This is a genomic window from Streptomyces sp. NPDC045678 (genome assembly GCF_056432085.1).
The window spans coordinates 109682-133693 of record NZ_JBWKJS010000004.1; the positions used below are offsets into that span (position 1 = coordinate 109682).

Consider the following 24012-nt stretch of genomic DNA (forward strand, 5'->3'; position numbering starts at 1 on the left):
ATGAAGCCGCCTCGACCGGGGGCCGACATCCTCCGGACCGCACTGCGCCGCAACGTCGGCGCGATGGTCCTCGGCACCGTCCTCATGGGCCTCTACCAGGCCGGCGAGACGGCGTTCCCCATCGCGCTCGGCATGATCGTCGAGCACACGATGCGGGACGACAGGACCCTCGGCGCGCTCGCGCTCTCCATCGGCGCGCTCGCCGTGATCATCACGACGGTCTCGCTGTCGTGGCGGTTCGGGATGCGCGTCCTCCAGAAGGCCAACACGACCGAGGCACACCGCTGGCGCGTGAAGGTCGCCGCCTGCGGGCTCCAGCCGGTGGCCAGGGACGTCGACCTCAAGTCCGGCGAGGTCCTGACCATCGCCACCGAGGACGCCGACCAGACCGCCGACATCATCGAGGTGGTGCCGCTGCTGATCAGCTCACTGGTCGCGGTGCTCGTCGCGGCGGTCGCGCTCGGCATGGCCGACTACCGGCTCGGGCTGCTCGTGATCGTGGGAACCGTCGCGATCCTGTCGATCCTCAGCGTGATGTCCAAGCGGATCGGGTCCAGCACGCGCGAGCAGCAGGCCAGGGTGGCGCGCGCCGGCGCGAAGGTCGCCGACCTGATCAGCGGCCTGCGCCCGCTGCACGGCTTCGGCGGCAACCACGCGGCGTTCCGCTCCTACCGGGCCGTCAGCTCGGAGGCCAAGCACCAGGCGGTCACCGTCGCCAAGGTCAACGGCGTGTACGCGGGCACGGCCCAGGCACTCAACGCCGTCCTCGCGGCCGCGGTGACCCTGACGGCGGGCTGGCTGGCCTTCGACGGCGGCATCACCATCGGCGAACTCGTCATGGCCGTCGGCCTGGCGCAGTTCATCATGGAACCGCTGAAGATGTTCTCGGAGATGCCCAAGTACGTGATGATCGCGCGGGCGTCGGCCGAGCGGATGGCACTCGTCCTCACCGCGCCCCCGGTGACGGCCCCCGGGGCCGGACGCCCTGCCGCGGGCGGGGACCTGGAGATCGACTGCGTCCGGTACGGGTCGCTGCGCGAGCTGAAGTTCACCGTGGCGGCGGGCGAGTTCGTGGCGATCGCCGGGTACCAGCCGCGCGCGGTCGCCGATCTGGCGTCGGTCCTCGCGATGAACGTGCCGCCGGACGCGTACGAGGGTGTGGTGCGGGTCAGCGGTCGGGAGATGGCGGACCTGTCGGTCGAGGCGGTCCGCGAGCACATGCTGGTGAACCCGTACGACGGGGAGATCTTCGCGGGCACCCTCCGCTCGAACATCGACCCGTCGGGCACCAGCCGGACGATCGCCGAGGCCGTCGAGGCGTCCATGCTCACCGACGTGGTCGCCCTGCACCGCGAAGGCCTCGACTACGGAGTGCGCGATCGGGGAGCGAACCTCTCCGGAGGACAGCGTCAGCGCCTCTCCCTGGCCCGCGCGCTGGCCGCCGACACGGACGTCCTCGTCCTGCACAATCCGACGACGGCGGTGGACGCCGTCACCGAACAGCTCATCGCGCGGAACGTCGCGAAGCTGCGCCGGGGCCGTACGACCGTCGTGATCACCAGCAGCCCGGCCATGCTGGACGCCGCCGACCGCGTGCTCGTCCTGGACGACGGCGTCATCACCGCGGAGGACAGCCACCGGAACCTTCTCGCCACCGACGAGGCCTACTGCACGGCGGTGGCGAGGTGACGGGCTGCCTCACGGCATGCGTCAGGCGAGGGCCCAGGCGACGTCCCTGAGGAGCGCGTGCCGCCAGCCCGCCCGGTCGTGGCCGGCGGCCGCCCGCGACACCTGCACGGTCGCACCGGCCTCCTGGACCAGCGTCTCGGTCAGCTCGCAGTGCGGGAGCATCCGCGGCTCGTGCTCGCCGAGGTCGAACGCGATGCGCAGGCCGGACAGGTCGGGGCGTTCCGTGCGCAGCCGCGCGGCGATGGTGCCGCCGACCGGGCCGCCCAGCGGGTCGTCCGACGCCATCGCGTCGGGCGTCCACCAGAACGACGGCGACTGACACGCCACACGGGACACCAGGTCGGGGAAGTCCAGCGCCGCGTACATCGCGCTGAGCCCGCCGAGACTCTGCCCGGCGACCACGAGACGCTCGGGCTCCGCGTGCACGCCGCTGTCGGCCACCAGAGGCAGCAGTTCGTCCCGTACCGCCTCCCACAGCGCGGGGCTGCACCCGAACTCTCCCAGCCTGTCCTTGGACGGCAGGAAGACGAGGGTGACCGGCTCCATCTCACCGCAGGCGACGGCCGACTCGAAGGCGGTCATGGCGGGGTGCAGATAGAGCCAGTCGTCCCCGTCGAGCAGCAGCACCAACGGCCCGCCGCCGCCCACCGCGTGGACGCGCACGGTGCGCCGCCCGCCGAGCCGCGCACTGGCCCAGCGGATCCGGGTGCCGGGCAGGGGGAGGGTGTCGTCGGCTCCGACGGCGGGCCAGTGGGGCTGGGCGGGGGCGTCGGGGGTCACGGCGATGGAGCGGTCGCCACCGGCACCGTGCGGGTTGAGCGGGTCGGCGTACGCGTCCTCGCCGTCACCCTCGCCCTCGCCCTCGCCCACGAGGAACTGATAGGTCACGCGCAGCCGCGCGGGCATGCGCACTTCGGCGTACCAGCAGTCCGTGTCGGCCCACCGGGTCAGCGGCACGGGCTCCGACCAGCTCTCGAAGCCGATGCTCGCCCGCGGCCCGCGCCACAGGAAGAGGGTCCGCCAACTGCTGTCGTCGGCCGGTACGGAGACGGGGCTCTGGGCAGCCGACCAGAAGGCTTCGGTGCCGGGTTCGCCGGACAGTCCGTACTCGGCGAAGGCGTTCCCGGTGTCGGCCGCGGGGCGCATCGACGTCTCCTTGTGAGAGGGAAGGAAGTAAGGCTAAGCTCGCATTTAATTAGGGGAGCCTAACCTAAATCCTCTGTACCGCCCAAGGAGGCACCGACACATGAGCACCAACCCCTTCGACGACCCCGACGGCCGCTTCCTGGTCCTGGTGAACGACGAGGGGCAGCACTCGCTCTGGCCGTCCTTCGCCGAGGTGCCCGGCGGGTGGACGACCGCCTTCGGCGAGGACTCGCGGGACGCCTGCCTGGAGTACATCGAGACCAACTGGACGGACCTGCGGCCGCGTTCCCTCGTGGCGTCGGTGGAGGGCTGACCGCACCTCTTCGACGAGTGGAGAGGCTCCTTCGATGCTCTGCAAGAGGCTGACGAACGCGCGTTTCCTCACCATGGATCCGGATCACCCCGTCGCCCACGACCTGGGCATCCGGCGGGGCCGGATCGCGGGCCTGGACGCGGCCGTGACCTCCCGGCCCGCGCGCGACGTGATCGACCTGCAGGGCGCCACCGTGCTGCCCGGCTTCATCGACGCCCATGTGCATCTGGCCTGGACCGGGCTCAAGGAGGACACCTTGAGCATCGCGGGCCGCACCAGGATCGACGACGTGCTCGCCGTCGTGGCGGCGGCCGCGGCCCGTGAACGCTCGCCCGGCTCCTGGCTGAGCATCGCCGGATACGACCAGCGGGCCCTGGGCCGCCATCTGACCGCCGCCGAACTGGACACGGTCAGCCAGGGCCACAAGGTCTACGTCCTGCACGACTCCGGACACGGCTGCGTGGTCAACTCCGCCGTCCTGGACCTGCTCCCGCCGGGCACCCCGCACGAGAACGGCTTCCTCGCCGAGGGCGCGATGGGTGCCGCCCGCGCGCTGCGTCTGCCGTACTCCCAGCGCGAACTGGCCGAGGCGATAGGGCGGGCCGCCCGGACCTGTCTGGCCGAGGGCGTCACCGCCTGCGCCGAGGCGGGCATCGGCGGCACCCTCTTCGGCCACAGCCCGGTCGAGCTCGGCGCCTACCAACTCGCCCGCGACGAGGGACTGCTGCCGCTGCGCGTGCAGCTGATGGTGGCCGCGGAACGGCTCCGGCCGGTCGCCGCGCACGAGGACGACGGCTTCCCCAGGGCCCTCGACCTGGGCCTGCGCACCGGCTTCGGAGACGACTGGCTCTCCGTGGGCGCGCTGAAGGTGTACACCGACGGCGGCATGATGGCCCGGACCGCCGCGCTCAGCAGCCCGTACGAAGGACTCGGCCACGCGGGCCAGTTGCAGGACGACCCGGACGCGCTCACCGACCTGATCGTCGACGGACACCTGGCGGGCTGGCAGCTCGCCGTCCACGCCATCGGCGACCGCGCGGCCGACCTCGCCCTGGACGCCCTGGAACGGGCCCAGCGCCTCCGCCCGCGGCCCACTGCCCGGCACCGTGTCGAACACGCGGGCCTGATCCGCCCCGACCAGCTCCCGCGGTTCGCGCGGCTCGGCGTCAGCGCCGTCGTCCAGCCCACTTTCCTGCACAGCTTCGGCGACGACTACGCGGCGATCATGGGCGAGGAACGGGCGCCCTGGCTCTACCGCGGCCGCGCGTTCCTGGATCACGGCATCCCGCTGGTCGGCAGCTCCGACCGCCCCGTCACGGACGGCGCCCCGCTACGGGCCGTCCAGTTCATGGTCGAGCGCGCGTCCGGGTCGGGGCGGGTGATCGGCCCGGACGAGGGCATCACCGTCGATGAGGCCCTGCACGCCTACACGGTGGCCGGCGCCCGCGCCTGCCACTGGGAGGACTCGCTGGGCACGCTCACCCCGGGCAAGCGCGCCGACCTGGTGGTGCTCGGCGACGACCCTCGACGTGTCGATACGTCACGTATCGGCGACATCGAGGTGGTGACGACGTACGTGGAGGGGCGCGAGACGGGGGCGTAGGCGAGACGGGCCCGGGGTCGTAAGCGGTACGGGGTCGGGGTCGTAAACGGTACGGAAGAGGCTTCAGGGGCTCGTGAGGATCACGAGTCGCTGCGTCGCGCGGGTCATCGCGACATAGCGGTCCACCGCCCCTTCGACGCCGTCGCCGAACGTCTCCGGGTCGACGAGGACGACCAGGTCGAACTCGAGCCCCTTCGACAGCTCCGGGGTCAGCGACCGTACGCGCGACGGTGCCTGGCACCGCTCCCGGAACTTCTCGTGGAAGGCCTGATCACCGATGACGCAGGCGACGCCGTCGTCGTGCGCGTCGAGCCAGCTGTCGAGGACCGAGTCCAGGTCCGCGACGGATCCGTGGACGACGGGAACGCCGTTGCTGCGGATGGACGTGGGCACGTTGGCGTCGGGGATCTCGGCACGGATGACCGGCTCGGCCTCCGCCATGACCTCTTCCGGCGTGCGGTAGTTGATGCTCAGGGCGGCCATCGTGACCCGGTCGACGCCGACCCGATCGAGCCGCTCCTCCCACGACTCGGTGAAGCCGTGCCTCGCCTGGGCGCGGTCGCCGACGATGGTGAAACTCCGCGACGGACAGCGCAGCAGCAGCATCTGCCACTCCGCGTCGGTCAGTTCCTGCGCCTCGTCCACCACCACGTGCAGGAACGGGCCCGCGAGCCGGTCCGGGTCCTCCGTGGGCAGCGCGCTCTCGTCGATCAGCGTGTCCTGGAGGTCCTTGCCGCGCAGCATCCGCACCGCGCCCTCGCTGTCGTCACCGGCCGACGAGAAGTCGGCGGCCGAGAGGATCTCGTCGATGACGCCCGCCATGCGCTCGCGCTCGGCGGCGACGGCGGCATCGTGGCGCCGCTTGCGCCGTGCCGCCTCCGGGTCGCCGAGCCGTTGCCGCGCGGCGTCCAGAAGCGGCAGGTCGGACACGGTCCAGGCCTGCGGGACGTCCTTGCGCTGCAGTTTCGCGACCTCGTCCCGGTCGAGCCAGGGCGCGCACATCCGCAGGTACGCGGGGACCGTCCACAGGTCGGACACGAGGTCCGCGGCCTCGATCAGCGGCCACGCGCGGTTGAGCGTCGTGACCAGCTCCCTGTCCTGGCGCAGCGACCGCAGGAACATCGCGGGCGAGACACCGGCCGCGTCCTGGTCCGTCTCCTCACCCAATCCCTCACCCAATCCCTCACCCAATCCCTCAGCCGTCCCCTCACCCGTCTCCTCGCCCATGCCGAGCTTGTCCATGAGAATCGTCGCCAGTTCCTCCCAGATCAGCTCCCGCGCCTCGTTGTGCGCGGTGCCGGGGCCCGGCGCCCGGAACGCCTCGGCCCAGTCGTCGGCGCTCACCCGTACGTCGGCCCAGGGCGTCGAGGCCGTACAGGCGTCCGTGGGCGGCTCCTCGTAGAACCTGACGGCCTTCTCGATCGCCCTCACCATGTCCGCGGTCGACTTCAGCCGGGCCACGTCCGGGTCGCTCTCGGGACCGGCCGCGGCGCCCTCGGCGACCAGGTCGCGCAAGGTGCAGGTCTGCACGCCCTCCTCGCCGAGGCTGGGCAGGACGTCGGCGACGTAACCCAGGTAGGGCTCGTGCGGGCCGACGAAGAGCACCCCGCCGCCGCGGCGGTCGTGGCGGAGCCGCGGGTCGGAGTAGAGCAGGTACGCGGAACGGTGCAGGGCGACGACGGTCTTGCCCGTACCGGGCCCGCCGTCGACGACGAGCGCCCCGCGGGAGCCCGCGCGGATGATCGCGTCCTGGTCGGACTGGATGGTGCCGAGCACGTCACGCATCCGGGCCGAACGGTTGCCGCCCAGACTGGCGACGAAGGCGGACTGGTCGTCGAGCGCGGCATGGTGCTCGAGGCCGTCGGGGGTGAAGACCTCGTCCCAGTAGTCGCTGATCCGGCCACCGGTCCAGCGGTACCTGCGGCGGCTCGCCAGCCCCATCGGGTTGGCGTGGGTCGCCGCGAAGAACGGCTCGGCGGCGGGCGAGCGCCAGTCGACGAGCAGGCGTCGGCCCTCGCTGTCGGTGAGCCCGAGACGTCCGATGTACAGCGGTTCGGTGTCGGCGTTGTTCTTGTCGCGGTTCTTGTCGCTGTCGTCCGCGGCGACGACGCGTCCCAGGCAGAGATCGAGCCCGAAACGGCGCAGCGCGCGCAGACGGCTGCTGAGCCGGTGGATCTCCGAGTCCCGGTCCATGGCCTCCCGGCCGATGCCGCCGGGCGCCTTGCGCAGGGTCTCGAGACGGCCGGAGAGCTCGGCGACGGTCTCGTCGAGGCACGTCGCCATCGCCGCGAAGTGCCGCTCGTCGCGAGCGATCAGCGCCGGCTCGGCCTTGGGCGAGAGATTGGCGGGCAGGTTGAACGCGCTGCTGGTCAGGAGGGTCTCCGATGTCCGCGGAACTGGTGTGGGCCAGTGATTCTGCGGGACGGAGGGGGCCTTGCCGCAAGCCCCCCTGTGGGCTATAACTTGAGAGTGGCAAGAGGTGGGTTCCCCCTCTTGCCTTTGTTGTGTCCGGACCGACGGTCCGGCTGCCTCTCTCCCTCCTCGGCTCTCTCCTCCGTGGCTGCCCTGCGCCAACTGGACTCGCTACTTAGGTAAGGCTAGCCTTACCTCGCCAGTTCGATCGTGGAACCATCGTGGAACCGAGGAAGGTACAGCCTTGATCACGGCTACGCCGCGCCCTGCCCCGCCGCGCGAACTCCCCGCGCACGAACTCCCCGTGGGAGCGCCCGCCGGGGTGCCCGTCGTGCGCCGGGCCCGTGAGGAGGACGCCGCCGAACTCGCTGCCCTGTCCCAGCCCTTCGTACGCTCGGGGGCGCTGCGCGAGAGGCCCGCCTCGCTCTACGCAGACCAGGCCGCCGACTTCCTCGTCATGGCCGTACCCGGCGGCCCCCTCGAAGGCTGCGTGGGCCTGCGGGTCCACCCGGCCGACCCGTCGGAGGGCCGTGGACCTGCGGGCGTCCTCTACAACTTCTGCGTGGCCGGGCACCGGCAGGGCCGCGGAGTGGGCGCCGGGCTCATGCGCGCCGTACTGGCCGTCGCGCGCGCCAAGTCGCTCGGAGCGCTGTTCACGGCGACGACGGGCGGGGGAGACCTGTTCCTCCGGTACGGGTTCACGCCCGCGGCCGTGCGGACGGCACCGTCGGCGTGGGCCGACTCCCTGGATCCCCGGCGCAACGCGCGGATACTCACGCGGAGTTTGTGAGGTCCGGCGCGACGACCATTACGCGTCTCCGCGTCTCCGCGTCTCAGTGCCACAGACACCGCTCCCGCCCCGGTTCACGTCCCGGGGCGGGAGTTTTCGTGTGCGCCGCTCAGACAGCGCACTCGTCGTGTTCGGCGCTGTCGTCACGCTCGCCGCTCTCGTCACGCTCGGCGCCCTCGTCGTGCTCGACGACCTCGTCGGGTACCACCGTCGTGCCGGGACTCGTCTCGCCGAGTACGCCGCTCAGCACCGCGTGCCGCACCCGGCCGTCGAGGACGTGGGCCTTGCGCACGCCGCCGCGGACGGCCCGCAGGCAGCCCTCCATCTTCGGCAGCATCCCGCTCGCGAGCCCCGGCAGCAGTTCGTCCAGCGCGTCGGCCGTCAGCCGCTCGATCACCTCGGTGCTGCGCGGCCAGTCCGCGTACAGGCCCTCGACATCCGTGAGCATCACGAGGCGTTCGGCGTCGAGGGCCACGGCCAGCGCCGACGCGGCGAGGTCGGCGTTGACGTTGTAGACCTGCCCGTCCTCGCCGCGTGCCACGGGGGAGACGACCGGGATGTGGCCCTGCTCCAGGAGCGCGCGTACCGTCCCGGGGTTCACCTTCACGATGTCTCCGACGAGGCCTATGTCCACCGGCCGGTCGTCCACCCAGGCGGCCCGCCGTACGGCCGTCATCGTGTGCGCGTCCTCGCCCGTCATGCCGACGGCGAAGGGGCCGTGTGCGTTGATGTGGCCGACCAGTTCACGCTGGACCCGGCCGGTCAGCACCATGCGGACCACCTCCATCGTCTCCGGAGTGGTCACCCGCAGACCCGCCTCGAACCGGGTCTCCAGGCCGAGCCGGTCGAGCATCGCGTTGATCTGAGGTCCGCCTCCGTGGACGACGACAGGACGCAGGCCGGCCTGCCACAGCTCCACGACGTCCCGGGCGAACGCCCGTTGCAGGCCGGCGTCCACCATGGCGTGCCCGCCGAACTTGACGACGACAACGCTGCCTTGCATGTCCTCCTTACGGAGGAGCGCCTCCGCCTCCGCCTCCGAGCCCTCGGATTCCTGCTCCCTGACGGCCGTTCGCATGTGTGCCCCTACTCCGTTCACGAGCTGTACGCGCTGTTCTCGTGGACGTACGCAGCGGTCAGATCGTTCGTCCAGATCGTCGCCGACGCGTCCCCGGAACGCAGGTCGACGGTGACCGTCACCTCGCGCCCCGAGAGGTCCACCGTGTCCCGCGGCTCCCCGGCCGCACCGTCCCTGCACACCCCGACGCCGTTGATCGATACGTCCAGGCGGTCCGGGTCGAAGACCGCGGAGGTCGTGCCGATCGCCGACAGCACCCGGCCCCAGTTCGGATCCTCGCCGTGCAGGGCGCACTTGAGGAGGTTGTTCCGGGCGATCGACCGCCCCACCGTCACGGCGTCCGGCTCCGAGGCGGCGCCGACGACCCGCACCTCGATCTCCTTCGACGCGCCCTCCGCGTCCGCGACGAGCCGGAGCGCCAGGTCGAGACAGACGCCGTGCACGGCCTCCGTGAAACCGACCGGGTCCGGCCGCACCCCTGAAGCGCCCGAAGCGAGCAGCAGCACGGTGTCGTTGGTGGACATGCAGCCGTCCGAGTCCACCCGGTCGAAGGTGGTGCGCACCGCCTCCCGGAGCGCGGAGTCGAGCAACGGGGCACTGACGTCGGCGTCCGTGGTGAGGACCACCAGCATCGTCGCGAGGCCGGGGGCCAGCATGCCCGCGCCCTTCGCCATGCCGCCCACGGTCCAGCCGGGTCCGGACGCGACCGCCGTCTTGTGCACCGAGTCGGTCGTCTTGATCGCGATAGCCGCGGGCTCGCCGCCGTCCTCCGACAGCTCCGCGGCGGCGGTGTCGATGCCCGCCGTCACCCGCTCCATGGGCAGCCGGACGCCGATGAGGCCGGTGGAGCACACCGCGACCTGTTCGGCCCCGAGGCGGAGGGCACGCGCGGTGCGCTCGGCCATCACGCGCGCGTCGTCCTCGCCCGCGGGGCCCGTACAGGCGTTGGCGCCGCCTGAGTTGAGGACGACGGCGGCCAGTGCGCCGTCGCCGATCACACGCCGCGACCAGCGCACGGGCGCGGCCTGCACCCGGTTGGAGGTGAACACCGCGGCCGCCGCGTACGACGGGCCGCGGTTCACCACCAGTGCCAGGTCCGGGGCCCCGGAGTCCTTGATCCCGGCGGACACCCCGCTCGCGGCGAATCCCCGGGCAGCGGTCACGCTCACGGAGCCACTCCGTTCCTGGGCAGCCCCGTCCCTTCGGGGAGTCCGAGGGCGATGTTCATGCTCTGCACCGCGCCACCGGCGGTGCCCTTGGTCAGGTTGTCGATCGCGCTGACGCAGACGAGCCGACGTGCGGCCGCGTCGACGGCCACCTGCACCTGGGCGGTGTTGGACCCGAGGACGGCGGAGGTGGAGGGCCAGGTGCCGGGCGGCAGCAGCCGTACGAAGGGCTCGTCGGCGTAGGCGGTCTCGTACGCGGAACGCACCGCGTTCTCCAGGGCGCGTACGTCGTCCGGGGTGCGTGTGTCGTCCGGGGCGCGTACGTCGTCCGGTGTGGTGGGGAGGTCAGTGCCGGTCCCGGTCCCGCTGTTGGTGCCGGCAGCCCCTGCCGGGCGCAGGCGTGCCGAGCAGGTGGCGAGGATGCCGCGCGGCATCGGCGCCAGGGTCGGTGTGAAGGACACGGTCACGCGCTCGCCCGCGACGCGGGACAGGTTCTGCGTCAGCTCGGGTGTGTGGCGGTGGCCGCCGCCGACCCCGTAGGGCGTCATCGAGCCCATCACCTCGGAACCGACGAGGTGCGGCTTGGCCACCCGCCCCGCCCCCGACGTGCCACTGGCCGCGACGACGACGGCCTCCGGCTCCACCAGTCCCGCGAGGTAGGCCGGGTACAGGGCGAGGGTCACCGCTGTCGGATAGCAGCCCGGCACGGCGATACGGTCGGTCCCCTTCAGCTCGTCCCGCGCGCCCGGCAGTTCGGGCAGTCCGTAGGGCCACGTACCGGCGTGCGGTGAGCCGTAGAACCGCTGCCAGTCCTCCGCGTCCCGCAGCCGGAAGTCCGCCCCGCAGTCCACGACGAGGGTGCCGGGTTCCAACTGCCGTGCCAGTGCGGCGGACCGGCCGTGCGGCAGCGCGAGGAACACCACGTCATGTCCGCGCAGGGACTCCGCCGATGTCTCCACGAGGACCCGGTCCGCGACGGCGGCCAGGTGCGGTTGTACGTCGCCGAGTCGTCGCCCCGCGCTGCTGTGCGCGGTCACCGCGCCGATCTCGACCTCCGGATGCGACACCAGCAGGCGGAGGATCTCCCCGCCTGCGTAGCCACTGGCTCCGGCCACCGCGGCCCGTACTGTCATGGTCTCGTCTCTCGTGGGGGGTGTGAGTGGGGGGTGAGTGGGGGGGTGTGGTGATGGTCCGGTCACGCGTTGTTGGGCTCCCTGTGCAGGAGAAGACCGCGCAGCAGACCGTCCGTTGTGCAGACCATGCCGCTGCGTGCGGCCCAGCGCAGGGCCAGCGCGTGTTCCTCCGCGGAGAGGTCGGCCACCGCGTCGGCGACGACGAACGGCTGGATGTCGTTCATGAAGGCGTCCGCCGCGGTCAGGAGAACACCGAGGTGCGCGTACACCCCACAGACGATCAGCTGGTCGCGCCCTTTCGACCGCAGCAGTCTGCCGAGATGGCTGCGCAGGAAGGCGTTGTGGCGCACGTTCGACAGCAGATGTTCACCGGGGCGCGGGGTGAGCGGCGAGACGATCGCGGCGGCGCCCGGCTCGTCCCCGATTCCCGGGCCCCACATGTCGGCGACGAGTCCGCGCTGCCCCGGCGCCTGGCCGGCGGGCTCCGCACTGAAGATGACGGGCATGTCCAGTGTCGACGCCAGCTCTCGCAGCGTCGCTATGTTGTCGACGAGTTCCACCACAGGAGAGCGTCCTGTGGGGAACGCGCCCACGAAGTGGTTCTGCATGTCGTGGATCAGCAGCGCGGCACGCACCGGGTCGATTCGCCAGGAGACGTGGGACCGGGGGAGGGCGGTGCGGTCCGGCATCGGGTAGGAGCCGATGGCGGGTAGGCCCATGCGTGTTTTCCCTCCCCTGATGACGCGCGCACCGCTGGGTCCGAACTGCGAAGTGACCTTAGCTTAGCCTAACCTAATTTGTGCCAGATCCGAGGTGGCGGACGCCGGACGGGTTGGCGTGCTCCTGACCGGGGTTATCCACAGGGCAAACCGGAATCCGGGGCTTCGCGGGAGAGTCGGGCCATGACGAACCACAGCGAAGCAGCGGGTCAGTTCGAACCCGAGAGTTCCGTCCACGCCGACAGCGTTGTCCCACCCGCGGATCCGTTCGCGGAGCCGGTGGTCACGCTGCGCACCCCGGCCGAACTGGCCGACGCGTTGCCGTACTTGCTCGGGTTCAGGCCCGAGGAGAGCATCGTGCTCATCGCCCTGCACGGCGAGCGGGGCCGGTTCGGCGGCCGCGTGCGCCTCGGTGTCCCGGAGCGCGCGGAGGACTGGCCGTGCGTCGCGGAGCAGTTGGCCCAGTGCCTGGTGGGTGGTTCCGAGCGGAGGGGGGAGCGGCCCGACGGCATCGTCGCGTTCCTCTGCCAGGAGCCCGTCGGCGCGGAGACGGGACCGCAGGTCGTGGAGCGATTGCGCCCGCTGGCCCAGGAACTGCGCACGGCTTGCGGCCGCTTGGACGTGCCGGTCTTCGAAGTCGTGTGCATCTCGCAGGACCGCTTCTGGACGTACTGCTGCCCGGACACCCGCTGCTGTCCGCCGGACGGAGTCCCCCTGCTCAGGCCGGGCACTTCGGTCCTGGCCGCCGCGGCCACGTACATGGGGGTGCGGGCCGGCACCACGCAGAGCGGGATCAGGGGACGGCTCACCCCGTGGGAGACCGCCGCGGCATCGGACCAGGAGCGAGCGCTCGACGCGGCGAGCATCGAACTCCTTCCCAGGATGCTGCGTGACGCGGCAGAGGCGGAAGACGCGGAAGAGCCGGAAGAGTCGGAAAAGGCGGCAGAGCCGGAAAGGGCGGCAGAGCCGGAGGGCGCGGAAGTGGAACGCGACGTGGACCGTGACGCGGACTCGGGTGGAGCGGGGGCCAAGGGACAGGACGTCGCCTCAGAAACGCTGGATCTTGCGCGCCGGATCATGGCGCGACTCGAATCGGCACCTCCACCACCTCCGGCACCTCTGGTACCGGGCGACACCCTGGAAGCCGACAACAGGGACGACGAACTGATCGCGCACGACGAGGCGGCCGCGCTCATCCTCGGCCTCCAGGTCCGCACGACCCGGGACCGCGCGGCGGAGTGGATGGAGGGGGCCGAGGGGCTGTCCGCGCTGCGTCTCTGGCGGGCCCTGTCCCGGCGCTGCGTCGGGGCCTACGCGGAGTACGCGGCCGCGCCGCTGGCACTCGCCGGCTGGGTCGCCTGGTCGCTCGGCGACCTCGTGGAAGGCCAAGAGGCCCTGGACATGGCACTGGGAGCCGACCCCCGATACGCCTTCGCCCTGCTCCTCAACCAAGCCTGCAACGACGACATGGACCCGGAGACGATCCGCCGCTGCCTGCGACGCAAGCGCGAAACCCGTGACGGCGCTGCTGCCCGCGAGGGCACCACTGCCGGGGACAGCGCCGCTGCCCATGACGGTGCCGCTCCCCGGCGTCGCCGGCGCCGCCTGTCGCGCACCGCGAGCGAACCCTCCCGGGCGCCCGGCGGCCCGGCCAAGATCCCGCAGAACCGTCGCCCCCGCCGACCCACCCGCCGCATCGCGAAGGACAGCCCATGACCACCACCCGATCTGTGGGCCACATGGTCGGCTTCGCCCGGAGAAGCGTGACTTGGCCAGGGGTCTGCCCGTTCACCTGAGTGGCGGTACCCCAGCCGTGTCACACCGCCGATTCACGGACACCGCAGACACCGCAGACACCGCAGACACCGCAGACACCGCAGACACCGCAGACAACGCAAAAGAAGCTGCCCATGTCTCTTCCCGCCCCGTCTCCTGTCGGACGACCCGCGTCGTCCCGGCCTCCACGCCCGTCACTCACACCCGCACCGGCCGCGGCGTTGGAGCCACACCGTGTCCGCGAACTCCCGCCCGCGCACACCGCGCTGATCTGCGTCGCCCTGCCCGCTCTCGCGATCTCCTCGGATCAGGGGCAGTTGACCGGCCGGGGGCTGGAGGGGTTCTACCGCGCGGGGCGCCGGACCCTGTCCCGCTGTCAGGTACGGGTGGCGGGGCGCGATCCGGTCGCCGTGCAGGCGCGCATGCTCTCCGCGGACCGCGCCCGGTTCGTCGCGACGCTCCGCCTGTCGACGGACGGCGGCCCCGACCCGGAGGTCGTCGTCGAGCGGATCCGGCACGCGGACGGCACGGAGCGGATCACCCTGCACAGCGCGTCGGGACGGCCTCTGCGGCTGCCCCTTGAGGTCGCGCTCGGCACGGACCTCGCGGAGGTGGGCGCGGTCGCCTCGGGCCGGGCGGGACCCGAACTGCCCGCCAGCGTCCACGACTCCGGCATGCGGTGGTCCTCGGCCGCGGCCCACTGCGTCGTCACGGCCGACCCGGCGCCCGCGGACGCCCTCGCCTCCGCGGGACTGCTGCGCTGGGAGGTGGACCTGCCGCCGGGGGCCTCCCGGAGCGTGGAGCTCAGGGTGCGGCCCGACGGCGCGGGACCGGTTCGCGCGGCGGGACGCGGTGCGATGCGTCCGGCCGCCGGGGCACGGGCGACCGGCGACGACCCGAGGGTTCAGCCGCTGCTCGCCCGGTCCGTCGAGGACTTGCAGGCACTGCTGCTCCGGGACCCCGCGCATCCGTCCGACATGTATCCGGCCGCGGGCGCGCCGTGGCGCTGCGGACTCGCGCCGTCCGAGGCGCTGGCCGCCGCCCGCATGGCGCTGCCGCTCGGCACCCGCATCGCCGCGGGGACGCTGCGCACCCTCGCCCGCGGCCAGGTCGACGGCTCCGGGCCCCGGGCCGGCCTCATCCCGGGACCACTGCGCGACGCGGGCCCCCATCTGCCGCCCGGCTGCACGGGCACCGAGGCGACCCTGCTCTTCCCGGTGCTCCTGGCGGAAGCCCGGCGCTGGGGGCTCCCCGCGCAGGAGGTCGAGGAGCTGCTGCCCGCGGCGGAGCGGTGCCTGCGGTGGCTGCACACCGCGGTCGGCGACGGCGTCTTCCTGTCCGACGTCCACCGGGCGGGGATCGCACGCGGTGAAGTCCAGGCGTACGCGCACCGAGCGGCGCTGCTGGGCGCCGACCTGCTCGACGCGCACGGCCGCCCGGACTCCCTGGGGCTGCGCCAGTGGGCGGCCCGGCTGCGGTCCGCCTTCCAGGAACAGTTCTGGGTGGACGACCGGACGGGCGGCAGGCCGGCAGCCGCCCGCCTGGCCGACGGAAGGCTCGTGCCGCACCTCACCGGAGGCGCGGCGCATCTCCTGGACACCGGTCTGCTCGGCGCGGGCACGCTCGCCCCCGGACTGCTCGACAAGGTCAGGACCGAGCAACTCGCCCGGCTCTTCGGCGGGCCCGTCATGGACTCCGGCTGGGGACTGCGCAGCCTGGGCGTGAAGGAGGCCGCGTACAACCCGTTCGGGCACAGGGGCGGAGCGGTCCGCGTGCACGAGACGGCGGTCGCCGTCACCGGTCTCGCGACCGCGGGGTACGAGAAGGCGGCGAGCTCGCTCCTGCGCGGCCTGTTGGCCGCGGCCGAGTGCTTCGGCCACCGGCTGCCCGAGATGTACGCGGGGGAGCAGCGCACGGAAGGAGCGGCTCCGCTGCCGCACCCGGCGGCCTGCCGCCCGGCCGCCACCGCCGCGGCCGCCGGGGTGCACGTCCTCACCGCGCTCGCCGGGATCCGGCCCGACGCACCCGCGGGCACGGTGAAGCTCGCTCCGGTCCGCAGCGCCCCGCTGGGAGAGCTGGGTCTCGGCGGGCTGAGCGTCGCGGGAGCGCCGTTCTCCGTACGGGTGAGCCGGCTCGGCCTCGCCATGGTCGAGGAGGCGGCCGACGGGCTGCAGTTGGGGGTATGACCATGTCCCACGCACAGCGATGGCACACGGACGAAGGGACGCGCGCACCCGACGGCCCGGGTGGCGGAGCGACGGGATGCGACGGGACGGCAATGGGCGAAGGAGGTGTTTATCGTCAAGCAGACGACTATGATCGCGGCATGTCGCCCTACGACCCGTCGGCCTTCCCGCCCTTCGCTGTCACCGTCGACCTGGTCGTGCTGACCGTGCGCAGGCACGCGCTCTGTGCGCTGGCCGTGCGGCGCGGTGAGCAGCCGTTCCAGGGACGTTGGGCGCTGCCCGGCGGGTTCGTACGCGCGGATGAGGACCTGTCGTCGGCGGCGGCGCGCGAACTGGGCGAGGAGACGGGCCTGTGCGCGCACGCGCCCGACGCCCCGGCGCAGGCCAACGGAGCACATCTCGAACAGCTCGGCACGTACGGCGACCCGAAGCGGGATCCGCGCATGCGCGTGGTCAGCGTCGCCCACCTCGCGCTCGCTCCGGACCTGCCCGCGCCGCGCGCCGGCGGCGACGCGAACAGCGCCCGCTGGGCCCCGGTGGAGGCCCTCCTCAAACAGGGTGGCTACGGCCGCGAGGGCGAACAGGCCGCGCCTCTCGCCTTCGACCACGCCCAGATTCTCGCGGACGGCGTGGAGCGCGCCCGCTCCAAGATCGAGTACTCCTCGCTGGCCACGGCTTTCTGCCCGCCGGAGTTCACCGTCGGCGAGCTGAGACGCGTGTACGAAGCCGTGTGGGGCGTCGTCCTCGACCCGCGCAACTTCCACCGCAAGGTCACCGGCACCCCGGGCTTCCTCGTGCCCACCGGCGGGACCACCACCCGCCAGGGCGGACGCCCCGCCCAGCTGTTCCGCGCGGGCGGTGCGACGCTCCTCAACCCGCCGATGCTGCGCCCGGAAGTCTGACGCCCCCGCTCGGCGCCACCTGCTGATCTTTCGTGGTCGGGCTGCTCGCTGGACACCAGTGGCCCATGCCCTGACCGAAAAGCCGTAAATGTCGCGTTATCTTGCTGCAGTACCCACGGGGTTCGTCCGTCCCCGATCCGGCGGACGGGCCCCGGCCGCCGAGCGGTCGCACATCCTGCGAGAGAAGCGATGATCCAGGCCATCGGACTGACCAGCAATCCCCGCCAGGAGCTCCCGCCCGCCGTCGAGGACGTGTCCTTCGAGGCACGCACCGGCCGTGTCACGGCGCTGCTCGACGCCGAGCCGATCGGCACGACCACGGCGCTGCGGTTGATGCTCGAACTCCAACAGGGCCGTGGAATCACGTACTTCAGAGGCCGCCCCCTGCACCGGATCGCCCACCCCTCACGCGAGGTCGGCGTCCTCATGGGCGATGTCCCGGGCCACCCGGCGCGTTCGGTCCGCGGCCATCTGCGCATGCTGTGCGCGGCCATGGGGGTGCCTGTCCTGCGCGCCGACGACGTCCTGGAGACCGTCGGACTCGTCAGCCTCCGGGACGAGCGCCTCGGCACCCTCTCGCGCGGCATGGACCGGCGACTGGGTCTGGCCTGCGCGCTGCTCGCCGACCCCCACACGCTTGTCCTGGACAGACCGGGCGAGGGGCTCTCGGCCAGGGAGAGCGCCTGGCTGCACGGCATCCTGCGCGCCCATGCCTCCCAGGGCGGCACGGTCCTGTTCACCACGAACGACCCCAAGGAAGCGGCACGGACCGCCGACCGTGTCGTCACGCTGGATTCCGGGCATCTGGTCGCCGATCAGGAGGCCGCGGACTTCGCACGCACCAGACTCCGCCCCCGCGTCGCCGTCCGAACTCCGCACGCCGCCCGCCTGGGCGCACTCCTCACCAAAGAGGCGCGCGCGGGACAACGCACGATCGAGGTCGTAAAGGAGGACGGCAGCCGACTCTCCGTCTACGGAAGCACGTGCGCCGACGTCGGCGAAACCGCGTACCGCCACGGCATCCTCATCCACCAACTCGCCGACGAGGTCGGCGACGCGGGCCCGCCGAGCCGCACGCGCCAGCCGGACCGGTCGGGGCAGCCGAGCCAGCCGGGCCAGCCGGGCCAGCCGGACCAGCCGGGTCAGCCGAAGCAGCCGGGCCGGCAGGACCAGCTGAACCAGCCTGGTCAGCCGGACCGGCGGGGTCGGCACGACCGGCCGGGTCGGCAGGACGGCCTGGGCAGCCAAGACGGCCTGGACCGCCAAGACGGCTTGGGCAGCCACGACAGCCTGGACCGCCACGACGGCCTGGGCTGCCTGGACCGCCACGACGGCCTGGACCGCCTGGGTCGGCAGGACCACCAGGACCACCGGGGTCAGCCTGCTGGGGAAGAACAGTCGGAGCCCGTTGCCTCGCCAGGCCCGATTCCCGCCCCGGCTTCTGCCCCCGAGGCCGGCCCCGCGACTGCGCCCGAGGCCACCCCCGAAACCGCCACCGCGGCGCACGCCGACCGTCGCCCGTCCGACGACTCGTCCGGCGCCGACGCCACAGGGGGTGCCGAAGCCTCCTCCGACGCCCCGGAGGGCACCGTCGCAGAGGCCCCGATGGCAAGAAGAGGAGACGAGACCGCCCCACTCGACATCGCACCGGTCGACACCGCACCGCTCCACACGGTGCCGCCGGACACCGTGCCCCTCGAGACCGGACCCCACCGCTCCTGCGCATCGACGGGGATCCTGACCGGCCCCCGGAACACGGCCGCCACGCCCACGCCCGCGGCCGGAACCACATCCTCCTCCGCGTCGGCCTCCGCCCTGCCACCCCCCATCACCGTCCGCCCCGGCAGAAGCCCTCTGCGCCCCCTGCGCTACGAGGTGCGTCGCCTGCTGGGCGTCGGTACGGGCTACTTCACCCTGGCTGCCGTCCTCGCCACCTCCGCCCTCTTCTCCGTCTTCCTGGCACGGTCCGGGCACACTCCGCAGCCGCACCTGCTCGCCGCCTGGCCGCACGAGCTTCCCTTGCCGCCCGCCGCCCTTGGCGCCGGACTCCTGGGCGCCCTCGCCTTCGGCGACGAGTTCCGCCACCCCGCTCTCGCCGCGGACCGCGGCACCGTCCCGCGCCGCCTCGGGATGCTCGGCGCCAAACTCCTCGTCGCCGCTGCGACGGCGCTGCTCCTGAGCACTCTCGCGCTGGTCTCCGATGCCGTGCTGCTCCACCTTGTATACGGAGAAGAGCTCACGAAAGTTCCCGCGGACTGGCCTTCGCTGAGCGCCAGTTGGTACGCGCTGGTGACGGGGTGCGCCTGGGCCGGCGTGCTGGCCGCGGGGGTCTTCCGGTCCACGACCGCCGGCCTCGCCGCGGTGCTCGCCGTGCCGATCGTCGTCGTACCGCTCGTACAGAAGGCCGTCGAGGGGCCGTCTGTGCGATCGGCGGCCGGGCTTCCTGCGCGGCTTCGGGATCTCGCTCTGGTGCAGTGGCCGTTCGGTGCCGAGCGATATCTGGCGGCGGGAGTGCGCATGATCGCCCAACCCGTGGGCACCGCGCTGATGTTGTCGCTGACCGCTCTGCTCTGCGCATATCTGCTCACGGCGATGCGCACCAGGGTCCGTTGACGACCGTCCGCCGCCTTCCGGAGCGGGGCTGTGCGCAACTCCCCGAAGGGCGTCCGTTTCCTTCCGATAAGGCGTCAATTGCGGCAGGGTAAGCGATCACCCTTTCGTGTGCTTTTCACCAAAGACCTCAAGGGAGTTGGAGGCAGCGCCGACAACTGATCCGTGAGTACCCTTGCGCACACCATGATGACCACCGCCCGCTCCGCCGACTCCGGTCTCGCCGGCCCGGGCGACCTCGACCGATACCCGTACGCGGAGTCCGCCGCCGGCGGCCGCGTCGCGCCTCCCGTCTGGGACGGACCCGACCAGGACCTGGGGCGCGTGGGCCGGCGCGCCGCCGGAAGCCGCGGCCGCGGGCTGCACGGTCAACTCGTCCAGCAGCTCGGCCAGATGATCGTCTCCGGTGACCTCGGTGCCGACCGCCCGCTCGTTCCCGAGGAGATCGGCCAGCGCTTCGAGGTCTCCCGCACCGTCGTGCGCGAGTCCCTGCGCGTGCTCGAGGCCAAGGGCCTGGTCAGCGCCCGGCCCAACGTCGGCACGCGCGTGCGTCCCGTCAGCGACTGGAACCTGCTCGACCCGGACATCATCGAGTGGCGTGCCTTCGGGCCGCAGCGCGACGACCAGCGTCGGGAACTCGGCGAGCTGCGCTGGATGATCGAGCCCCTCGCCGCGCGCCTCGCCGCCGGGCACGGCCGCGAGGAGGTGCAGCAGCGCCTCGCCGACATGGTCGAGATCATGGGGCACGCGCTGAGTCAGGGCGACGTGATCACCTTCTCCCGCGCGGACGCCGAGTTCCACTCGCTGCTCATCCAGGTCGCGGGCAACCGCATGCTGGAGCACCTCTCCGGGATCGTCTCGGCCGCGCTGCAGGTCTCCGGCGGCCCGATCACCGGCTGTGACCGACCCAGCGAGGCCTCTCTGGTGCACCACTCCCGCGTCGTCGACGCCCTCGCCGCCGGCGACGGATCCGGCGCGGAGGCCGCCATGCGGCAGCTGCTCACCGTCCACCCCGAGGTGGAGCGCGTCGTGCCCGCCCCGCGCGAGCACTGACCGCGCGTCCACGTAGGCGCCGCGGCCGTGCGCGTGCCCCGCGGCAGCGCTGAGTCGTCGCGCACGCCACTCCGTGCCCGTCGGCGACTCCGCCGCCGCTCCCTGTGTCGCCGGATCTGCCACGAGCTCCTGAAGAGCGCGGCGGAGTCCGGCGACACGAATGTGGGGGGTTTCTTCGTGGGGCATCGGGGGATCATTCGTGCATGCGTATAGGCCGCTTCTGACCGCATATGGATGCTTTTGTGCGCTTACGGGGTGTGACTCGGGCCACGTAGATTGGGCGTAACGCTCCAAGGAACAGCGCGATGACCTAAGAGGTGATAGCCGAGGAAGGAATACAGCGGTCGTTCGCGACGCTGTGCAGCTCCCCGGCCCGCCCGCGCCGTCGGCCCAAATCCCTAGCCGCCGGTCGTCGGCTCCGGTCCACAATGGACGGGGCCGGAAGCCGTTTTCCAACGTTCCGAGAGGTTGTTCGTGTCGGCCAGCACATCCCGTACGCTCCCGCCGGAGATCGCCGAATCCGTCTCTGTCATGGCGCTCATCGAGCGGGGAAAGGCTGATGGGCAGATCGCCGGCGATGACGTGCGTCGTGCCTTCGAAGCTGACCAGATTCCGGCCACTCAGTGGAAGAACGTTCTGCGCAGCCTCAACCAGATCCTCGAGGAAGAGGGTGTGACGCTGATGGTCAGTGCCGCGGAGCCGAAGCGCCCCCGCAAGAGCGTCGCAGCGAAGAGCCCGGCCAAGCGCACCGCGACCAGGACGGTCGCGGCGAAGGCCACCACGGCGAAGCCCACCGCCACCGCCGCCACTGAGGCGCCGAGCGCGGACGGCACCGCCGAGGACGCGCCCGCGAAGAAGGTCGCAGCCAAGAAGACGACGGCCAAGAAGGCCGTCGCCAAGAAGACCACCGCCAAGAAGACGGCGGCCAAGAAGACCACCTCCAAGAAGGACGCCGACGAGCTCCTCGACGAAGAGGTCACCGAGGAGGCACCCGCCGCCGGCAAGCCCGGTGAGGGCGAGCCCGCCGAGGAAGGTGCCCAGGGCTTCGTCCTCTCGGACGAGGACGAGGACGACGCGCCCGCTCAGCAGGTCGCCGCGGCCGGCGCCACCGCCGACCCGGTCAAGGACTACCTGAAGCAGATCGGCAAGGTCCCCCTCCTCAACGCCGAGCAGGAGGTCGAGCTCGCCAAGCGCATCGAGGCCGGCCTGTTCGCCGAGGACAAGCTGGCCAACGCCGACAAGCTCGCCCCCAAGCTCAAGCGCGAGCTGGAGATCATCGCCGAGGACGGGCGCCGCGCCAAGAACCACCTCCTGGAGGCCAACCTCCGCCTGGTGGTCTCCCTGGCCAAGCGCTACACCGGCCGCGGCATGCTCTTCCTGGACCTCATCCAGGAGGGCAACCTCGGTCTGATCCGCGCGGTCGAGAAGTTCGACTACACCAAGGGCTACAAGTTCTCCACGTACGCCACCTGGTGGATCCGTCAGGCGATCACCCGCGCCATGGCCGACCAGGCCCGCACCATCCGTATCCCGGTGCACATGGTCGAGGTCATCAACAAGCTGGCCCGTGTCCAGCGCCAGATGCTCCAGGACCTGGGCCGCGAGCCCACTCCGGAGGAGCTGGCCAAGGAACTCGACATGACCCCGGAGAAGGTCATCGAGGTCCAGAAGTACGGCCGTGAGCCGATCTCCCTCCACACCCCCTTGGGTGAGGACGGCGACAGCGAGTTCGGTGACCTCATCGAGGACTCCGAGGCGGTCGTTCCCGCCGACGCGGTCAGCTTCACGCTCCTCCAGGAGCAGCTGCACTCCGTCCTGGACACCCTGTCCGAGCGTGAGGCGGGCGTGGTCTCCATGCGCTTCGGCCTCACGGACGGTCAGCCCAAGACCCTCGACGAGATCGGCAAGGTCTACGGAGTGACGCGTGAGCGCATCCGTCAGATCGAGTCGAAGACGATGTCGAAGCTGCGTCACCCGTCGCGCTCGCAGGTCCTGCGCGACTACCTCGACTAGACACCGGTCAGTCACCCGAGGCTCCACGAGAGGCCCGAGGTCCGCGACAAGCGGGCTTCGGGCCTTTCGTCTGCGCGGGTGCGGGGTGAGCGATACTGCATGACTCTGGGGTACGCAACGGCAACCCAGAGTGAGGAGATCGCATGCGTCGTCCCTTCGCCCGAGCGTGGACGGGGGTACTGGCCCTGGCGGCCACTACCGCCGCCCTGCCACTGGCAGTCCCGGCCCCCGCGTCGGCCGACAGCGTGGTCGTCGGGGGCCATCCGGTGGATGTGTCCGAGAGTCCATGGGTGGTCGCCGTCTCCAGCCGTGACCGGTTCGGCGGCTCACGCGCAGGACAGTTCTGCGGGGGCGTGATCACCGGGCGCTCGACGGTCCTGACCGCTGCCCACTGCATGAGCAAGGACGTGCTGGGGGTGCCGCTGAGGGAGGTGACGGACCTGAAGGTCATCGTCGGCCGCGGGGACCTGCGGTCCTCGGAGGGTGAGGAGGTGCCCGTACGCGCGGTCCGGGTCAACCCGGAGTACGACACCCGTACCAACTCCGGCGACGTGGCGGCCCTGACCCTCGCCGAGCCGCTCCCCGAGGGGCGCACCATCCGGATGGCGGGACCCGGCGACCCGGCGTACCGGCCGGGCACGGGTGCTGCCGTATACGGCTGGGGGGACACCACTGGAGCGGGTGACTACGCCCGTGCGCTGCGGTCGGCGCGCGTCGAGGTGCTCGCCGATCAGGTGTGCGAGGAGGCGTACCCGGGCAGTGCCGACGGGCGGTACATCGCCCGGACCATGCTCTGTGCCGGTGAGATGCGGGGGCGGCGGGACGCCTGCCAGGGGGACAGCGGTGGCCCGCTGGTCGCACGGGGGCGCCTCGTCGGGCTCGTGTCCTGGGGGAGTGGCTGTGGCCGCCCCGGGAGCCCGGGCGTCTACACGCGGATCTCGGACGTCACCAGGGTGCTGGGCGCCCGCGACTGAGTCGCCGTTTCGTCCAGGAGCGGGCCGGCGGACGGCCTGGAGGGGCCCAGAAGGGCCCTGGGCGCCCCTGTGACACGAGCGGGCGGCCGTCCCTGCGGTTGGCAGGGGCGGCCGCCCGTTCACCGGCCTGGTGCGCCGGAGCTGGCTCGTCGTGGATGCGAGGTGTCAGCGTTCCTCTTCGGTGGCGCTTTCCGGAGCGGCGGTCAGACGCTCCGTCTCGTCCTGTATCTCAGCGGCGATCTTCTTGAGTTCCGGCTCGAACTTGCGGCCGTGGTGGGCGCAGAAGAGCAGTTCACCGCCGCTCAACAGGACGACGCGCAGGTATGCCTGGGCGCCGCAGCGGTCGCAGCGATCAGCGGCCGTCAGGGGGCTCGCGGGGGTCAGAACAGTAGTCACGTCGCCTCTTCTCTAGCTCGACGAGCTGTCGTACCAGGGTCAACATCCAACCA

General features: G+C 72.0%; 18 protein-coding genes. 11 read left to right on the forward strand and 7 right to left on the reverse strand.

Annotation, left to right across the window (positions count from 1 at the left end; translation table 11 throughout):
• Nucleotides 1-1689: an ABC transporter ATP-binding protein gene (locus tag AC07DO_RS15215; RefSeq protein WP_479059866.1), complete on the forward strand. Its 1689-nt coding sequence runs from the start codon at nt 1-3 to the stop codon at nt 1687-1689.
• A gap of 21 nt (nt 1690-1710) precedes the next feature.
• Here the strand turns inward: AC07DO_RS15215 and AC07DO_RS15220 are convergent, their stop codons facing one another.
• Nucleotides 1711-2835, reverse strand: a complete 1125-nt coding sequence (locus AC07DO_RS15220; RefSeq protein WP_479059867.1) for an alpha/beta hydrolase-fold protein — start codon at nt 2833-2835, stop codon at nt 1711-1713.
• Nucleotides 2836-2935: 100 nt separating this feature from the next.
• Here AC07DO_RS15220 and AC07DO_RS15225 point away from each other — a divergent pair, with 100 nt between their 5' ends.
• A complete protein-coding gene (locus AC07DO_RS15225; protein WP_150186603.1) occupies nt 2936-3148 on the forward strand; it encodes an MbtH family protein in 213 nt (70 codons plus the stop codon).
• A gap of 34 nt (nt 3149-3182) precedes the next feature.
• Complete coding sequence (locus AC07DO_RS15230) at nt 3183-4751, forward strand: amidohydrolase (protein ID WP_479059868.1); 1569 nt, start codon at nt 3183-3185, stop codon at nt 4749-4751.
• Between the two features lie 63 nt (nt 4752-4814).
• Here AC07DO_RS15230 and helR read toward each other — a convergent pair whose 3' ends face one another.
• A complete protein-coding gene (helR, locus tag AC07DO_RS15235; RefSeq protein ID WP_479060690.1) occupies nt 4815-7124 on the reverse strand; it encodes an RNA polymerase recycling motor ATPase HelR in 2310 nt (769 codons plus the stop codon).
• A gap of 283 nt (nt 7125-7407) precedes the next feature.
• Between helR and AC07DO_RS15240 the strand changes: the two genes are divergently transcribed.
• A complete protein-coding gene (locus AC07DO_RS15240; RefSeq protein WP_479059869.1) occupies nt 7408-7953 on the forward strand; it encodes a GNAT family N-acetyltransferase in 546 nt (181 codons plus the stop codon).
• A 109-nt stretch (nt 7954-8062) separates the two neighbouring features.
• Here AC07DO_RS15240 and argB read toward each other — a convergent pair whose 3' ends face one another.
• The 4 genes from argB to AC07DO_RS15260 all read right to left on the reverse strand — a co-directional run bounded on the left by argB (nt 8063) and on the right by AC07DO_RS15260 (nt 12049).
• Nucleotides 8063-8956 carry an acetylglutamate kinase gene (argB, locus tag AC07DO_RS15245; protein ID WP_479060691.1) on the reverse strand — a complete coding sequence of 298 codons (894 nt, stop codon included), beginning with the start codon at nt 8954-8956 and terminating at the stop codon, nt 8063-8065.
• A gap of 92 nt (nt 8957-9048) precedes the next feature.
• A complete protein-coding gene (argJ, locus tag AC07DO_RS15250; protein WP_479059871.1) occupies nt 9049-10200 on the reverse strand; it encodes a bifunctional glutamate N-acetyltransferase/amino-acid acetyltransferase ArgJ in 1152 nt (383 codons plus the stop codon).
• Nucleotides 10197-11330 (reverse strand): N-acetyl-gamma-glutamyl-phosphate reductase, encoded by a 1134-nt coding sequence (gene argC, locus AC07DO_RS15255; protein ID WP_479059872.1) that lies wholly within the window; start codon nt 11328-11330, stop codon nt 10197-10199. The genes argJ and argC overlap by 4 nt, the downstream gene beginning before the upstream one ends.
• Before the next feature lie 62 nt (nt 11331-11392).
• On the reverse strand, nt 11393-12049 hold the full coding sequence (locus AC07DO_RS15260; protein ID WP_479059874.1) for an isochorismatase family protein: 657 nt from the start codon (nt 12047-12049) through the stop codon (nt 11393-11395).
• Nucleotides 12050-12232: 183 nt separating this feature from the next.
• Between AC07DO_RS15260 and AC07DO_RS15265 the strand changes: the two genes are divergently transcribed.
• From AC07DO_RS15265 to AC07DO_RS15295, 7 genes are all read left to right on the forward strand, one after another.
• A complete protein-coding gene (locus tag AC07DO_RS15265) occupies nt 12233-13765 on the forward strand; it encodes a DUF4192 domain-containing protein (protein ID WP_479059875.1) in 1533 nt (510 codons plus the stop codon).
• 194 nt (nt 13766-13959) lie between these two features.
• Nucleotides 13960-16011 carry a glycogen debranching N-terminal domain-containing protein gene (locus tag AC07DO_RS15270; protein WP_479059877.1) on the forward strand — a complete coding sequence of 684 codons (2052 nt, stop codon included), beginning with the start codon at nt 13960-13962 and terminating at the stop codon, nt 16009-16011.
• 140 nt (nt 16012-16151) lie between these two features.
• The gene (locus AC07DO_RS15275) at nt 16152-16913 is read left to right on the forward strand and encodes an NUDIX hydrolase (protein ID WP_479059878.1); all 762 of its coding nucleotides are present in this window, start codon (nt 16152-16154) and stop codon (nt 16911-16913) included.
• Nucleotides 16914-17102: 189 nt separating this feature from the next.
• Entirely contained in the window at nt 17103-19526 is a 2424-nt protein-coding gene (locus AC07DO_RS15280) for an ATP-binding cassette domain-containing protein (protein ID WP_479059880.1), read from the forward strand.
• Between the two features lie 162 nt (nt 19527-19688).
• Nucleotides 19689-20576: a FadR/GntR family transcriptional regulator gene (locus AC07DO_RS15285; protein WP_479059882.1), complete on the forward strand. Its 888-nt coding sequence runs from the start codon at nt 19689-19691 to the stop codon at nt 20574-20576.
• Nucleotides 20577-21050: 474 nt separating this feature from the next.
• Entirely contained in the window at nt 21051-22589 is a 1539-nt protein-coding gene (locus AC07DO_RS15290) for an RNA polymerase sigma factor (RefSeq protein WP_362725341.1), read from the forward strand.
• A gap of 143 nt (nt 22590-22732) precedes the next feature.
• Nucleotides 22733-23563: a serine protease gene (locus tag AC07DO_RS15295; protein WP_479059884.1), complete on the forward strand. Its 831-nt coding sequence runs from the start codon at nt 22733-22735 to the stop codon at nt 23561-23563.
• Between the two features lie 165 nt (nt 23564-23728).
• On the opposite strand, the gene AC07DO_RS15300 is transcribed toward AC07DO_RS15295, so the two are convergent.
• A complete protein-coding gene (locus AC07DO_RS15300) occupies nt 23729-23959 on the reverse strand; it encodes a DUF7455 domain-containing protein (protein ID WP_479059886.1) in 231 nt (76 codons plus the stop codon).
• Nucleotides 23960-24012: the final 53 nt, after the last annotated feature.